Origin of the sequence: Oceaniglobus ichthyenteri, assembly GCF_003057885.1 — a bacterium.
Classification (GTDB): domain Bacteria; phylum Pseudomonadota; class Alphaproteobacteria; order Rhodobacterales; family Rhodobacteraceae; genus Oceaniglobus; species Oceaniglobus ichthyenteri.
Window position 1 is genome coordinate 173,003 of sequence record NZ_QAGK01000003.1, and the last position, 13,727, is coordinate 186,729.

At 58.9% G+C, this 13,727-nt stretch carries 13 protein-coding genes; 6 read left to right on the plus strand and 7 right to left on the minus strand.

The window, feature by feature from the left end; genetic code table 11:
* Positions 1–66 precede the first annotated feature (66 nt).
* Both carB and C8265_RS06260 read right to left on the minus strand, forming a co-directional pair.
* Positions 67–3,360 (minus strand): carbamoyl-phosphate synthase large subunit, encoded by a 3,294-nt coding sequence (gene carB, locus C8265_RS06255; protein ID WP_108483340.1) that lies wholly within the window; start codon positions 3,358–3,360, stop codon positions 67–69.
* A 34-nt stretch (positions 3,361–3,394) separates the two neighbouring features.
* Positions 3,395–4,666 (minus strand): glycosyltransferase family 87 protein, encoded by a 1,272-nt coding sequence (locus C8265_RS06260; RefSeq protein WP_164512281.1) that lies wholly within the window; start codon positions 4,664–4,666, stop codon positions 3,395–3,397.
* Between the two features lie 219 nt (positions 4,667–4,885).
* Here C8265_RS06260 and aspS point away from each other — a divergent pair, with 219 nt between their 5' ends.
* The 3 genes from aspS (at position 4,886) to C8265_RS06275 (ending at position 9,363) form a co-directional block, all read left to right on the plus strand.
* On the plus strand, positions 4,886–6,664 hold the full coding sequence (gene aspS / locus C8265_RS06265; protein WP_108483144.1) for an aspartate--tRNA ligase: 1,779 nt from the start codon (positions 4,886–4,888) through the stop codon (positions 6,662–6,664).
* A 110-nt stretch (positions 6,665–6,774) separates the two neighbouring features.
* Positions 6,775–8,139, plus strand: coding sequence for a DUF1800 domain-containing protein (locus tag C8265_RS06270; RefSeq protein ID WP_108483145.1), 1,365 nt, complete (start codon positions 6,775–6,777; stop codon positions 8,137–8,139).
* A 12-nt stretch (positions 8,140–8,151) separates the two neighbouring features.
* Positions 8,152–9,363, plus strand: coding sequence for a DUF1501 domain-containing protein (locus tag C8265_RS06275; RefSeq protein ID WP_108483146.1), 1,212 nt, complete (start codon positions 8,152–8,154; stop codon positions 9,361–9,363).
* Here the strand turns inward: C8265_RS06275 and C8265_RS19445 are convergent, their stop codons facing one another.
* Entirely contained in the window at positions 9,364–9,537 is a 174-nt protein-coding gene (locus C8265_RS19445) for a hypothetical protein (protein WP_164512282.1), read from the minus strand.
* 133 nt (positions 9,538–9,670) lie between these two features.
* Here C8265_RS19445 and C8265_RS06280 point away from each other — a divergent pair, with 133 nt between their 5' ends.
* On the plus strand, positions 9,671–10,387 hold the full coding sequence (locus C8265_RS06280) for a GNAT family N-acetyltransferase (RefSeq protein WP_108483147.1): 717 nt from the start codon (positions 9,671–9,673) through the stop codon (positions 10,385–10,387).
* A 4-nt stretch (positions 10,388–10,391) separates the two neighbouring features.
* Here the strand turns inward: C8265_RS06280 and C8265_RS06285 are convergent, their stop codons facing one another.
* Positions 10,392–11,114: a response regulator gene (locus tag C8265_RS06285; protein ID WP_108483148.1), complete on the minus strand. Its 723-nt coding sequence runs from the start codon at positions 11,112–11,114 to the stop codon at positions 10,392–10,394.
* A 156-nt stretch (positions 11,115–11,270) separates the two neighbouring features.
* Here C8265_RS06285 and mce point away from each other — a divergent pair, with 156 nt between their 5' ends.
* Positions 11,271–11,675, plus strand: a complete 405-nt coding sequence (gene mce / locus C8265_RS06290; RefSeq protein ID WP_108483149.1) for a methylmalonyl-CoA epimerase — start codon at positions 11,271–11,273, stop codon at positions 11,673–11,675.
* Between the two features lie 59 nt (positions 11,676–11,734).
* Complete coding sequence (locus C8265_RS06295) at positions 11,735–12,025, plus strand: DUF1467 family protein (RefSeq protein ID WP_108483150.1); 291 nt, start codon at positions 11,735–11,737, stop codon at positions 12,023–12,025.
* Here C8265_RS06295 and C8265_RS06300 read toward each other — a convergent pair.
* The 3 genes from C8265_RS06300 to C8265_RS06310 all read right to left on the minus strand — a co-directional run bounded on the left by C8265_RS06300 (position 11,961) and on the right by C8265_RS06310 (position 13,549).
* Complete coding sequence (locus tag C8265_RS06300; RefSeq protein ID WP_108483151.1) at positions 11,961–12,680, minus strand: EI24 domain-containing protein; 720 nt, start codon at positions 12,678–12,680, stop codon at positions 11,961–11,963. The genes C8265_RS06295 and C8265_RS06300 overlap by 65 nt on opposite strands.
* Entirely contained in the window at positions 12,677–13,252 is a 576-nt protein-coding gene (locus C8265_RS06305) for a nitroreductase family protein (protein ID WP_108483152.1), read from the minus strand. Before C8265_RS06305 ends, C8265_RS06300 begins: the two co-directional genes overlap by 4 nt.
* Before the next feature lie 63 nt (positions 13,253–13,315).
* The gene (locus tag C8265_RS06310) at positions 13,316–13,549 is read right to left on the minus strand and encodes a hypothetical protein (protein WP_108483153.1); all 234 of its coding nucleotides are present in this window, start codon (positions 13,547–13,549) and stop codon (positions 13,316–13,318) included.
* Positions 13,550–13,727 lie beyond the last annotated feature (178 nt).

Here is a 13,727-nt window from a genome sequence, read left to right on the forward strand (position 1 = left end):
TCCAACCGGTTCGGGGCGAAAACGGGCGCGCGGGGCGCCCGTATCGCATTTGTGTGATTGGGCGGATTACCCCTGCAACGGCCGCACGTCCAATTCACCTTCTTCCCTTGCCTGCATGGCGCGGGCTGCGGCGTGGGACGCAGCGAGGGTGGTGAAATACGGGATTTTGTCCATCAAGGCGACGTTGCGCATGGAGCGGGAATCATCGACGGCGCGCGCGCCTTCCGTGGTGTTCATCACCAATGCGATGTCGCCGTCTTTCATAATGTCGACGACGGTGCGCCCGCCCTCATACACCTTGTTGACCTGCGCGGTTTCCACCCCGGCATCGCGCAGGAATTTGGCGGTGCCTTTGGTGGCGGTCAAGGTCATGCCAAGCGAAAGCAGAATGCGCGCGGTTTCGATGAACTGATCGGTTTTGTCGGTGTCGCGGATCGACAGGAACGCCATGCCGGAGGTCGGCAAATCCACGCCCGCCCCCATCTGTGCCTTAAGGAAGGCGCGGGCGAACGAGCGATCCCAGCCCATGACTTCGCCGGTTGAGCGCATTTCAGGCCCAAGCAAGGTATCGACGCCGGGAAAACGGGCAAAAGGCAGAACCGCCTCTTTCACCGAATACCACGGCATTGCCGGGTCGGCCAATGTCATCGGATCGGCATAGGGCAACACATCGTCAAGGCCGGTGCCCGCCGGATAGGCCGGGCGTTTGGCAAAATTGCTCAGCGGTTCACCGGCCATTAGGCGGGCAGCGATGGATGCAATGGCGCTGTCGGTGGCCTTGGCCACGAACGGCACGGTGCGCGAGGCGCGTGGATTAACCTCAAGCACAAAGATGTTTTCGCCCTGAATGGCGAATTGCACGTTCATCAGGCCGACAACCCCAAGTTTCAGCGCCATCGCCTTGGTTTGTTCCTCCATTTCCGCAATCACGGAATCCGACAGGGTATAGGGCGGCAGCGAACAGGCAGAATCACCCGAATGCACGCCGGCCTCTTCGATATGCTGCATCACGCCGGCAATGTGCACATCTGTGCCATCGCACAGGCAATCGACATCAACCTCGACCGCGCCCGACAGATAACTGTCAAGCAACACAGGCGTGTCGCCCGACACCTGCACCGCGTGTTTGATATAACGGGCCAGATGCGCGTCATCGCGCACGATTTCCATCGCCCGACCACCCAGAACGTACGAGGGGCGGATCACCAGCGGATAGCCGACGCGCTGTGCGATTTCCATCGCTTGGGTGTCGGAATGGGCGATGCCATTTACCGGCTGTTTCAGGCCCAATTCATTCAGCATCGCCTGAAACCGCTCGCGGTCTTCGGCCAGATCGATGGCATCGGGCGTGGTGCCGAGAATGGGGATGCCGGCATCTTGCAGATCATTGGCCAGTTTCAGCGGCGTTTGCCCGCCAAATTGCACGATTACGCCGTGCAGCGTGCCATTTTCCTGCTCGACCCGCAGGATTTCCATCACATGTTCAAAGGTCAGCGGTTCAAAATACAACCGATCCGAAGTGTCATAATCGGTCGACACCGTTTCGGGGTTGCAGTTGATCATGATGGTTTCATACCCCGTTGCCGACAGCGCATAGCAAGCGTGACAACAGCAATAATCAAATTCGATCCCTTGGCCGATCCGGTTTGGCCCGCCACCCAGGATCACCACTTTTTTACGATCGCTCGGGCGCGCCTCGCATTCCACATCGCCCATCACCGGGGTTTCATAGGTGGAATACATGTACGGTGTCTGCGCTTCGAATTCGGCGGCGCAGGTATCAATGCGTTTGAACACGGCAGTGACGCCCAGGTTCGTGCGGGCGCGGCGCACCTGCCCCTCGTCGCGACCGGTTAAAGTGGCGAGGCGGGCATCGGTAAAGCCCATCATTTTCAGGCGGCGCAGCCCGTGTTCCGTCACCGGCAGACCATCGCGGCGCACCACCGCCTCGGCGTCGATGATTTCGCGGATCCGGGCCAGGAACCAGGGATCAAAACTGGTGATGGCGTTGATGTCATCGTCTGACATGCCTTCGCGCATCGCCTGGGCAATCACGCGAATCCGGTCTGGGGTTTGGCGCGACAGGGCGGCGGTGATATTGGCCGGGTCACTGCCACCTTCGATTTCGATTTCATCAAATCCGGTCAGGCCGGTTTCCATGCTGGCCAGTGCCTTTTGCAGCGATTCGTGAATCGTGCGGCCAATCGCCATCGCCTCGCCCACCGATTTCATCGCGGTGGACAGCAGCGGTTCCGAGCCGGGGAATTTTTCAAACGCAAAGCGCGGGATTTTGGTGACGACGTAATCGATGCTGGGTTCAAACGAGGCCGGGGTGACGCCGGTGATGTCATTGTCCAACTCATCCAACGTATAGCCAACCGCCAGTTTCGCGGCGATTTTCGCAATCGGAAACCCCGTGGCCTTGGAGGCAAGGGCCGAAGAGCGCGACACACGGGGGTTCATTTCAATCACCACCATGCGGCCATCAGCGGGGTTCACCGCCCACTGCACGTTTGAACCGCCGGTTTCCACGCCGATTTCGCGCAACACGGCAATGCTGGCCGTGCGCATCATCTGATATTCCTTGTCGGTCAGGGTCAGCGCCGGGGCGACCGTGATGGAATCACCCGTATGCACGCCCATGGGATCGACGTTTTCGATGGCGCACACGATAATCGCGTTATCGTTGCGGTCGCGCACGACCTCCATTTCAAACTCTTTCCAACCCAAAAGCGATTCGTCGATCAGGATCTGCGACACGGGCGAGGCATCGAGGCCAGATTTGCAAAAATGTTCGTATTGATCGCGGTTATAGGCCACGCCGCCCCCCGTACCGCCCAAGGTAAAGGCGGGGCGGATGATGGCGGGCAGGCCGACATAATCGATGGCCTCCATGCATTCTTGCATGTTGTTGGCGATGGTCGCCTTGGGGTTTTCCAGGCCGATCCGCTCCATCGCCTCGCGGAACAGTTTGCGATCTTCGGCCATTTCAATGGCTTGGCGGTTCGCGCCGATCAGTTCAACGTTGAATTTCTTCAACACGCCCATGTCATCCAGCGCCAGGGATGTGTTCAGCCCGGTTTGACCGCCCATGGTGGGGAGCAATGCATCGGGGCGCTCTTTTTCGATGATTTTGGCAACGATTTCAGGGGTGATCGGTTCAATATAGGTGGCATCGGCCAGTTCCGGATCGGTCATGATCGTGGCCGGGTTCGAATTGACCAGAATCACGCGATACCCCTCTTCGCGCAGCGCCTTGCAGGCCTGTGCGCCGGAATAATCAAATTCGCACGCCTGCCCGATAATGATAGGGCCCGCACCAATGATCATGATGGATTTGATGTCGGTTCTTTTTGGCATGACGCAGACCCCCAAGGCAGATAAATCTTGGGGGTTATAGGCGATGGTCACTCCGGTGCAAGGGCGATTGCGCCTCGCGCGTGCCCGCCGCAATCATTGCGCCCGCCAACAGCAACATCAAAGCGGTGGCCCAATCCGTCAGGGCCTCTATCGGAACGCCCAAAGTCTGGAATGTGCCGGCGCCCGCCATGCTGAGGGAAAAGAAAACTGCGATGAAAATCAGTTTTCCAACGTCCCCCAAACGCGAGATCAGCATCGGCGCAAAGGCGACTGGCGCAATGAAGTGATAGGCCCAGGCGATGGGCGACAGCAACGCCAGCACAATCATCGCCACGGGATACACGGCGTCATTGTCGGGCGCGCGGCGCGCCCAAATGGCCAATACGACCAACATGGAAAGCAGCGACAGTTTGGAAAACGCTTGCCAGACAGGGGGTTTTGCCATCACCCGCCAGCCGCCTTCGGGATCCAACCCCAGAGGCATCATTGGCGAAATGCGCATCAACGAGTCGGCAAAAAACCATTGGCCGATTAACTTGTCAAAGCTCCAGGATAGGGAAAGCGAAAGGCCAGTGTCTGATATCACACCGATGAGTCGCAGAAATTCAACGTGCAGCGGCCAACCGGCCAGCCAGATCGAGGCGGCCGCCAGCGCCCCACCGACCACCGCGAACGACGCCGCCACACGGTATTGCCGACGGGCCAGAACGATCACAATAAGAAGTGCTGGATACAACTTGATGGCCGCCGCCACGGCCAATGCCGCCCCCGCAGTAATCGGGGCGTTGGCGCGCAACCTCTCTAAAAACACAAGCGTCAGGGTGGCGACCAGGATTTGCGGCTGAATTTCATCGATCGCCGAGGTGCCAAAAAATGTGCCGAACATTACCAGTGTGACGAGTATCGCATGGGGCAAAAACGCCATTTCGCGGCCCAAAGCCCGCCAAGACAGGATCGGGATCAATGCCAGAAGGGCATAATTCACGCAGCGCGCGCCAAACGCGAAACTGGCAAACGACAGATCAGCCCAGCCCACCAGCACCGCCCAAATGGGGGGATAGACAAAGGGGAACAATCGTTCGGTGTGGCCAATTTCGGCGGCCAGTGTTCGCCAGGCCGGATCGGGGCGCATGGTGAATACCGTGTCGTCGGGCGGATAAATGATGGCCGGATTGCCGTTTGAAAATCCTTCGCCCGCCATCCAAACGGCCAAGAGATCGGCGGCATCGGGGGGCAAGCTGATCGAATAAAATACAAACAAGGCGCATAAAAGCACACCCAACCCCAAATAGATTGTTCTCAGCATGCCGGGCCTTTCACGATCTGACTGCACCGTTTCAATGATGTCTGAATGGATGTATGCGGGCAGTGTGGCAGGGTGATGGTGGTTGAATGGCCGCAACACGGCAGTTTGGCGGTGTGGCATGACCGTTGGGTTGGCTTGCGACCCGACCAGACCTTGACTTTCGCCGCGCTGACAGGTGTATCGGCGCAATCCTTATGTTTACGCCCCGGAGGCCCTGATATGCACGCCTATCGCACCCACACCTGCGCCGATTTGAACGCCTCGAACGTGGGCGATACCGTGCGCCTTTCGGGGTGGGTTCACCGGGTGCGTGACCACGGCGGCGTGTTGTTCATTGATCTGCGCGATCACTATGGCATCACCCAGGTGTTGTGCGACGGTGATTCTGCCGCCTTTGCCGAATTGGAAAAGGTGCGCGCCGAATGGTGCATCCGCATTGATGGCACGGTCAAGGCGCGCGATGCCGATCTGGTAAACAGCAAAATCCCCACCGGCGAAATCGAAGTGTACGCGCGTGGCATGGAAGTGTTGGGCGCGGCCAAAGAACTGCCGTTGCAGGTGTTTGGCGAACAGGAATACCCCGAAGAAACCCGCCTGCGGTATCGGTTCCTTGATCTGCGCCGCGAGGAGTTGCATAACAATATCGTGCTGCGCAGTGACGTGGTGCGCGATTTGCGTCAGCGGATGTGGGATCAGGGGTTCAACGAATTTCAGACACCGATCATCACCGCCTCATCGCCCGAAGGCGCGCGCGATTTTCTGGTGCCATCGCGCCTGCACCCCGGGAAATTTTATGCGCTGCCCCAAGCGCCCCAGCAGTTCAAACAGCTGATCATGGTGTCGGGGTTTGATAAATATTTCCAGATCGCGCCCTGTTTCCGCGATGAAGACCCCCGCGCCGACCGTTCGCCCACCGATTTTTATCAGCTCGATCTGGAAATGTCGTTTGTCAGCCAGCAAGACGTGTTCGACACGATTCAGCCAGTGATGCAGGGTTGTTTCGAACGCTTTGGTGGTGGGCGCACCGTCAATACCGAGTGGCCACAGATCAGCTATCGCGATGCCGCCCTGTGGTATGGCACCGACAAACCCGACCTGCGCAACCCGATCAAGATGCAAGTGGTATCGGATCATTTTGCAGGTTCCGGCTTTGCCATCTTTGCAAAGTTGCTGGAACAAGACGGCACCGAAATCCGCGCCATTCCGGCCCCCAAAGGCGGTTCGCGCAAATTCTGTGACCGGATGAACGCCTTTGCCCAAAAGGAAGGGCTGCCCGGCATGGGCTATATCTTCTGGCGCGATCAGGGGCAGGGCATGGAAGCCGCCGGCCCCTTGGCCAAGAACATCGGCCCTGAACGCACCGAAGCGATCCGTCAGCAGTTGGGCCTGGGCGTGGGCGATGCTGCGTTCTTCCTTGGTGGTAAACCCAGCGCGTTTGAGCGGGTGGCAGGCAAGGCACGGGTGACGATCGGCGAAGAATTGGGCCTGACCGACAAGGACAGCTTTCAATTCGCCTGGATCGTCGATTTCCCGATGTACGAGGCCGACGAGGAAACCGGCAAGATTGATTTTTCCCACAATCCGTTTTCCATGCCCCAGGGCGGGCTGGAGGCATTGCAGGGTGACCCCCTCAAGGTGTTGGGATACCAATACGATCTGGCCTGCAATGGGTATGAGCTGATCAGTGGCGCAATCCGAAACCACAAACCGGAAATCATGTTCAAGGCATTTGAATTGGCCGGCTACGGCGAAGAAGAAGTGCGCAAGCGGTTCGGCGGCATGGTCAACGCGTTTCAATACGGCGCGCCGCCCCACGGCGGTTGTGCGGCGGGGATTGACCGGATGGTGATGTTGTTGGCGGATGAGGCGAACATCCGCGAAGTCATCATGTTCCCGATGAACCAGCGCGCCGAAGATCTGATGATGGGCGCGCCAAGTGAGCCGATGAACGAACAGCTGCGCGAATTGCGCCTGCGCGTGCTGCCGCCCGAAAGCTGAGCAAGCGGGCCACCGCCGGTGGCGTAACGGCTCTCTTGTAAACAATGCAGGCGCTTATATCTCTATAGTCGGCGGTCCGATTTTCGGATCGGCGACGATATGAGGTCGGAATGAAACAGGCGACTGTTGCAGCGATCCGGTTTGGCTATGGATTGGGGCCCAGTGCGCAGCCAGCCACCGTGGCTGCGGTTCACGACTCGTTGCGCGGGCCGGACGTGGCGCGCGAAACCTATCCGCTTTTGCCCCGCGACGACGCACTTGCCCTGCGGATGGAGCTTTTCCTGACCGGGCGCGCCACCCGCAACGGTGAGGCAGGCGGCGAGGCGGCCAACGCTGTCGCGCGCAAGAAATTGCGCGCAATCGAAGCGACCACATTGCGCCATATGATCGCGCGGCGACTGGACGGGCCTGCGCCCCTGCGCGAAAGGCTGCACATGTTCTGGCTTGATCATTTCACGGCACGTCACAAAAGCACGCCCGAGGCCGCGAATGCCGCGCCCTATATTGATGAAACGGTGCGGGCCACAATGACCCTGCGCTTTGCCGATATGTTGCGCGCTGTCGTGACCGACCCGCGCATGATGCTGTTTCTGGATCAAACCGCATCGGTCGGGCCGAATTCTGTGCGCGGTAAGCGCCGTGGCCAAGGGTTGAACGAAAATCTGGCGCGAGAGGTGTTGGAATTGCACACGCTGGGCGTCAGCGGCGCCTACAGTCAAAGCGATGTGCGCGAATTGGCCAAGTTGTTGACCGGACTGCAATATCACCCGGCCAAGGGTGGCTTCAAATTTGTATCAAAATTTGCAGAACCGGGCGCCGAAACCATTCTGGGGCACCGCTATGGTGGGCGTGGCAAGGCCAAGCTGGCAGATATCTTTGACGCACTGGAAGATTTGTCGGTGCATCCGGATACGGCCGGTCACATGGCGCAAAAACTGGCGGTTCATTTTGTGTCTGACACGCCGGACCCTGCTTTGGTGCGGCATATGACCCAGGCGTGGCAGGATGGCGGCGGTGATTTGATGCAGGTTTACACAGCGATGCTGGAACATCCCGCCGCCTGGTCGCCGGTGATGGAAAAGGCAAAGCAACCCTTTGATTTCGTTGTCTCCTCACTCAGGGCGCTGGGCTATTCAGGGCAGGACATCATCACTTTGCCGCGCAAGGGGTTCAATCAGATGGTGGTCAATGGGATGCGCGATATGGGGCAGACGTTCCTGCGCCCCTCAGGCCCCGATGGCTGGAAAGAAACAGCCGAGGCGTGGATCACGCCTGTGGGTCTGGCAACGCGCATTCGATGGGCGATGGCCAGCCCCGGACGGTTGGCCGCGCCGCTGCCTGATCCGCGTGAATTTGTGGTTCGGGCGTTGGATGACGCGGCGTCGCCCGATCTGATCTGGGCGGCAAGTGCCGCGGATACTGTGGCACAGGGTGTCGGGCTGATCCTCGCCTCGCCCGAATTCAATCGCAGATAGAAGAGGCAGAACATGTCAGACACTGTTTCACGACGGCGATTTTTACAGCGCGGCGCGGCCTTGATCGGGTGTTCGGCTGCGGCGCACCCTTTCATGTCATCCGTCACCCTTGCTTCGGCCCCTTGGGATGCCCGGCTTGTGGTGATCATCCTGCGCGGCGGCATGGACGGGATGGATGTTGTGCGCCCGGTCGGCGATGCCGCCTATGCGGCTGCGCGGCCGCGATTGGTGCAAACACCGGGTTTGCCATTGGATGGGTATTTTGAACTGCACCCAACCCTGGCGCCGCTCATGCCATTGTGGCAGGCGCAACAGTTGGGGTTTGTTCACGCAGTTTCAACGCCCTACCGGGGCAAGCGAAGCCATTTTGACGGTCAGGATATTCTTGAGGCGGGCACTGGGCTGGATGTGTCGGGGCCATCAACCCGCGATGGATGGCTGAACAGAATGTTGCAAACCGTGCCCGGATTGGACAGTGAAACCGCCTTCACCATCGGGCGTGACGAGTTGAAGGTATTGTCGGGATCGGCCAAGGTATTGAACTGGTCGCCTGATGCGGCGCTAACGGTTTCGCCGCAATCGCGATTGTTGCTTGAAAGATTATATCACGCCGATCCCCTGTTCCGCGATGCCGCGTCAGAGGCGATTGAACTGGCCGATCTGGCGATGCCTGACGACAGCACCGAACGTTCAATGGCCTTGGCCAAGCGGATGAGCGCTGCAAAGCGGAATTCGGTGGCGCAATTGGCCGGGTTTGCCGCCGAACGCCTGTATCACGACACGCGGATCGCGGCGTTTTCATTGAATGGATGGGATACGCACCGCCGCCAAGACACCGGTATCAATCGTGCACTCGAACACCTGTCCGACGCGGTTCTGACGCTGAAGGCCGGGTTGGGCGGAGTCTGGGACAAAACCACTGTTATCGCTATGACGGAATTCGGGCGAACCGTGCGCGAAAATGGGTCAGGCGGCACAGATCACGGCACCGGGGGCGCAATGTTATTTGCAGGTGGGGCTGTGCGCGGTGGCCGGATCCTGGGCCAGTGGCCGGGGTTGGACGAGGCCGATCTTTTTGAACGGCGCGATCTGATGCCAACGGGCGATGTACGGGATTACGCCGCCTGGGCATTGCGCAGTGCATTTGGCATTGATCGTACCATTCTGGAAACCAGTGTTTTTCCCGGCCTGACCATGGGTGCGAACCCTGATTTATTGCTGTAATCAGGTGGCGATCAGCGTGGGTGGCGCGGTATCCTGCGCCACCGTATTTGCGCCCGCCATCAACGTGCCGATCAAGGCAAGGCAAAGCGAAAGCGCGCCGATGGCCAAAACGATTCGATCCAGATAATCGCTTTTGCGTTCATGCCGCATGACAGTTTCAACAAGCTTTTCCATGATCTTTCCTTCGTTGGCGATGGAACTTTTCTTATTGCTCTTGTGACTATGCTCTGAGAATGGTTAAGAAATTGGTCACAAATATGATGAAATCAGCACATCAACGTGACTTTTGCGCGAGAGGAACTTTGGCATGGACAGGCACGATAAATTGGGGCGTCCCGTTCCCAATTGGCAGCCGCCGCCACGTCCCGGGCCAGAAACTCTCACCGGGCGCGCCTGTTCCCTGCACCGGTTGCGTGCTGACGATCACGCCGCCGCGTTGCACCGCGCATTTTCCGATGATGATCGGACGTGGGATTATATGTCTTATGGTCCGTTCGCCTCGGCGTCGCGCTATCATCGGTGGGTGCGCGAAGTGGCAGGCGGCGATGATCCGTTTTTTTACGCCGTACATGATCAGGGAACCGGGCGGTTGGGCGGCGTTGCCAGTTTTCTCAGAATCGCGCCAGAGGCGGGCAGTATAGAAATCGGGCACATTGCCTTTTCTCCCGAATTGCAGCGCACCGTCGCCGCGACCGAGGCGATATATCTGATGATGGGCTGGGCGTTTGGCGCGGGATATCGGCGGTTCGAATGGAAATGCAACGCGCTGAATCACGCCTCTCGCCGGGCGGCGCAACGGTTTGGGTTCAGTTTCGAAGGCGTGTTTCGCCAGGCCGACGTGATGAAAGGGCGCAACCGCGATACCGCCTGGTTTGCCTGTATCGATCAGGAGTGGCCGGCCCTGCAAACGGCGTTTGAAGCTTGGCTTGCCCCAAGTAATTTTGACGCCAACGGTCAACAGCGTGAACGCCTGGGTGATCTGACCGCGCTTGTGCGGGTCGCGGGTGATCCGACATTGCGCTAGGGCGTCAGATCGCGATTGGTTGCGCCTTCAGGCGGTCGTGAACCATGGCCGAGACAATCGAGATTTGCACACCGGTGGGTTGTTGCGTCTGCGATAAATGCGAAAGTTTCTCTGTCGCACCTGTCAAATCCCTGTCACCGATACTGCGCGCGATGCCGGATAGGAAACCCGTCACGTATTTCATTCGCGCCGGATTGTCCGCCGATCCCAACAGATCGGACACATGCGACAGGTCGTCTTGCAATGCCAACAGATCGGGTTGCACGTATTCTTCCAGAACCGGTCGCGGGCCTTTTGGCTGACTGTCCCGGGGCAGGCGGGCCAGAACCGCCTCCAAAAACTCGCCGACAGATAACATCGGTTTTTCCAAAAACGCATCTGCACCCGCCTGCAGCGCCTTATCCCGCATGTCTGGATCACCCGAAGTGGCCAAAAGTGCCGGAATGCGCGGGCTGGCCTTGGCCAGTTCTTCGATCAGATCGCGCCCCGACCCATCAGGCAGACCCATATCGATGATCGCCACCGATGGCCGGTACACGCGCAGATGCCGTGCCGCCGCGGCCAACGTATCGGCCCGCCTGATCCGCGCGCCACAGCGCAGACACATCAGGCGCATCGCCTCACTGGCAAACCGGCTGTCTTCGACAATCAGAACGGTTTGGCCCAGTAGCGGCCGCGCCGCGGTGGGTTTGAACGGGAACAGGAATTCATCGTGCATATCAGGCATGGCGCGTCCCTTTTGAAACAATCGAGATTCGTTAACCTCGATGTTAATCGCAAATTACCTAAGCAAGGGTTAACCCCTGCGGCTTTGCGCCCCTTGCAGCATCCCGATGCGATGGTCATAACACCCCCAAACCACCCCAACCCAAGGATCAGGCAAATGATTGGCCGTTTGAACCATGTGGCAATTGCCGTTCCCGATCTGGACGCCGCCGCCGCGCAATACCGTGACACATTGGGTGCGCAGGTCGGCGCACCGCAGGACGAGCCCGATCATGGGGTGACAGTGGTGTTTATCGACCTGCCCAATACCAAGATCGAATTGTTGTATCCGCTGGGCGATGACAGCCCGATCAATGGATTTCTGGCCAAAAACCCGGCTGGGGGAATCCACCATATGTGTTATGAGGTCGATGATATCCTTGCCGCGCGCGACCGTCTGATTGATGCGGGCGCACGGGTTCTGGGCACAGGCGCGCCGAAAATTGGCGCCCATGGCAAACCGGTGCTGTTCCTGCATCCGAAAGATTTCAATGGATGCCTGATCGAGCTAGAGCAGGTCTGAGCTTTTTCTTGCTTTAAATATCCAAATCCGCCGCCAACCCCACGAAGGAGCCGCCTGATATGGGCATTACCTCTGCAATTGTCTTGTTCGTCATGATCTGGTTCATGGTGCTGTTTATCGCCCTGCCAATCGGGCTGCGCACCCAGGGTGAAGAAGGCGAAGTTGTGCCAGGCACCCATTCGGGCAGCCCGGCCAATCTGAAACTGAAACGTAAATTTGCATGGGTAACCGGCATCACGGTGGTTCTGTGGTGCGCGATTGCCTGGGTGATTGTGTCTGGCGCGGTTACAATGAAAGATCTGGATTGGTTCGATAGGATGAATCCGCCAGCCGGTGAAACAAATGAGTAAAGGTGGCCGCGCCCAATACCGGAACAAACAGGTTGGCCAATGGCACCATCAGCGGTACGGCCATTAACGCGCCCGCCATCCAGATGATGACCGAATGTTTGCGGCGCAACGCCCGGGCATGATCGCGCGGCATCCGACGCATGGCGACCAGTTGAAAATACTCGCGCCCCAACAGGTATCCGTTCAGCCCGATGAAAAGTAATGGCGCGGCGGGGGCAAAAACGGCGTAGATCACGAAGGCCACCAGATTGGCCGCAATCAAAACACCCATGAAATTCACAGAATCCCGCAGACCTTCGAAAAAGCCCACCGATTTGCCGGGGGGCAAATGGCCGTAATGTTGATGTTCAACCGCCTCGGCCACATCATCCAGAAACAGCGATGTGAATGCCGATGCCACCGGCACCATCAGAAATATCGACAGAACCAGCATGAACAGGATCGAAGCACCCGATAACAGATCGTCGATCCAGGTCACGGTGCCAACGCCCGGAATGGTCGCCTCGTCCGGGACAAGCCAATTGATCAGCCCCAAAAACACCGCGTAAACCCCGAACAACAACGCCACCGTCAGCCCCAGACCCAGCCACAGAACACGGCGAAAGCGGGGATCGCCCAACTGTCTGAGCGCGCGCAAAAAATCGTTAAAGATCATGGAGTGAACCAGGTGGTCAGTTTGCCAAGATCCGGGCGCGGGCGGTCCGGCGGAATCGCCGATTCGGTTCCGATATGAATGATACCGGCGATGGATTCGGTTTCCGACAGACCCAACCATGCGGTAATCTCGGGGTCGCGCGACGGCCAGCCCGACAGCCAGTTCGCGCCCCATCCGGCGGCCAGCGCAGCGTTCAGCAGCGCCAGACAAACGGCGCCGGCGGAATAATGCTGTTCCATCTGCGGAATCTTTTCCGACGGTTTGGGCGCCGCAACCACAACCACCGCCAGCGGGCTGGTGGCGTATTCTGCCTGTGATTTAGAGAGTTTTTCGGGCTCAACACCTGTCACACCGCCGCGATCGGCGACCATTTGCGCCATCGCGTCCAGTGCCGGCCGCTCCAGCACGATGAACCGCCAGGGCTCCAGTTTGCCATGATCCGGGGTGCGCGCCGCCGCGGTCAGCAGCGGATGCAGCGCGTCGCGGTCAGGGGCGGGCAGGCACAGCGTGCGCCATGGGCGCGACCGGCGGGTGAGCAGAAATTCAAGGGCGGCAGGGTTTGGTGTGGGCATGGCGGGCCTTTATGCTTGTTTCCCTGTTATGTCGGGGTCCGGGCGCGCGGGGTCAAGACGATCCTAGGGTTTTGGCCGCTGATAGGCCCCTTCGGGCAGGTTAAGTGCGGCGGCGATGTCTTTTACCTGGGCCAGTGACAGAGTGATTTTCTGTATCCGGTCGCTTTGCGGATCAAGCTGTTCCAGGGTCACGCAATCGTCAAAGGCGTTGATGGTCACGTCTTCGCAACGATGGGCGGCGGCATCATCGATGAGGGTGATCACCGTGGCGTCAAATTCATGCTCAATGGTAAACATACCCACAGCTTAGGGGCAGGGCGCAGGTTTGACTAGGCCCGTTGGGGCCGCCGGTGCATGGAATAAATAAGCGGTGCCAAACACATATGCGCGAGGTGGCGAAAGACCGGCAAAAAAGCCCGCGCCACGACTGGTCGTCACAGACCAGTGGGGTATTGTGGCACCAAACAGGAGGGCG

Coding starts and splice junctions, on each gene's coding strand:
- carB (WP_108483340.1), bottom strand. CDS start 3,360: ATGCCAAAAAGAACCGACATCAAATCCATCATGATCATTGGTGCGGGC.
- C8265_RS06260 (WP_164512281.1), bottom strand. CDS start 4,666: ATGCTGAGAACAATCTATTTGGGGTTGGGTGTGCTTTTATGCGCCTTG.
- aspS (WP_108483144.1), top strand. CDS start 4,886: ATGCACGCCTATCGCACCCACACCTGCGCCGATTTGAACGCCTCGAAC.
- C8265_RS06270 (WP_108483145.1), top strand. CDS start 6,775: ATGAAACAGGCGACTGTTGCAGCGATCCGGTTTGGCTATGGATTGGGG.
- C8265_RS06275 (WP_108483146.1), top strand. CDS start 8,152: ATGTCAGACACTGTTTCACGACGGCGATTTTTACAGCGCGGCGCGGCC.
- C8265_RS19445 (WP_164512282.1), bottom strand. CDS start 9,537: ATGGAAAAGCTTGTTGAAACTGTCATGCGGCATGAACGCAAAAGCGAT.
- C8265_RS06280 (WP_108483147.1), top strand. CDS start 9,671: ATGGACAGGCACGATAAATTGGGGCGTCCCGTTCCCAATTGGCAGCCG.
- C8265_RS06285 (WP_108483148.1), bottom strand. CDS start 11,114: ATGCCTGATATGCACGATGAATTCCTGTTCCCGTTCAAACCCACCGCG.
- mce (WP_108483149.1), top strand. CDS start 11,271: ATGATTGGCCGTTTGAACCATGTGGCAATTGCCGTTCCCGATCTGGAC.
- C8265_RS06295 (WP_108483150.1), top strand. CDS start 11,735: ATGGGCATTACCTCTGCAATTGTCTTGTTCGTCATGATCTGGTTCATG.
- C8265_RS06300 (WP_108483151.1), bottom strand. CDS start 12,680: ATGATCTTTAACGATTTTTTGCGCGCGCTCAGACAGTTGGGCGATCCC.
- C8265_RS06305 (WP_108483152.1), bottom strand. CDS start 13,252: ATGCCCACACCAAACCCTGCCGCCCTTGAATTTCTGCTCACCCGCCGG.
- C8265_RS06310 (WP_108483153.1), bottom strand. CDS start 13,549: ATGTTTACCATTGAGCATGAATTTGACGCCACGGTGATCACCCTCATC.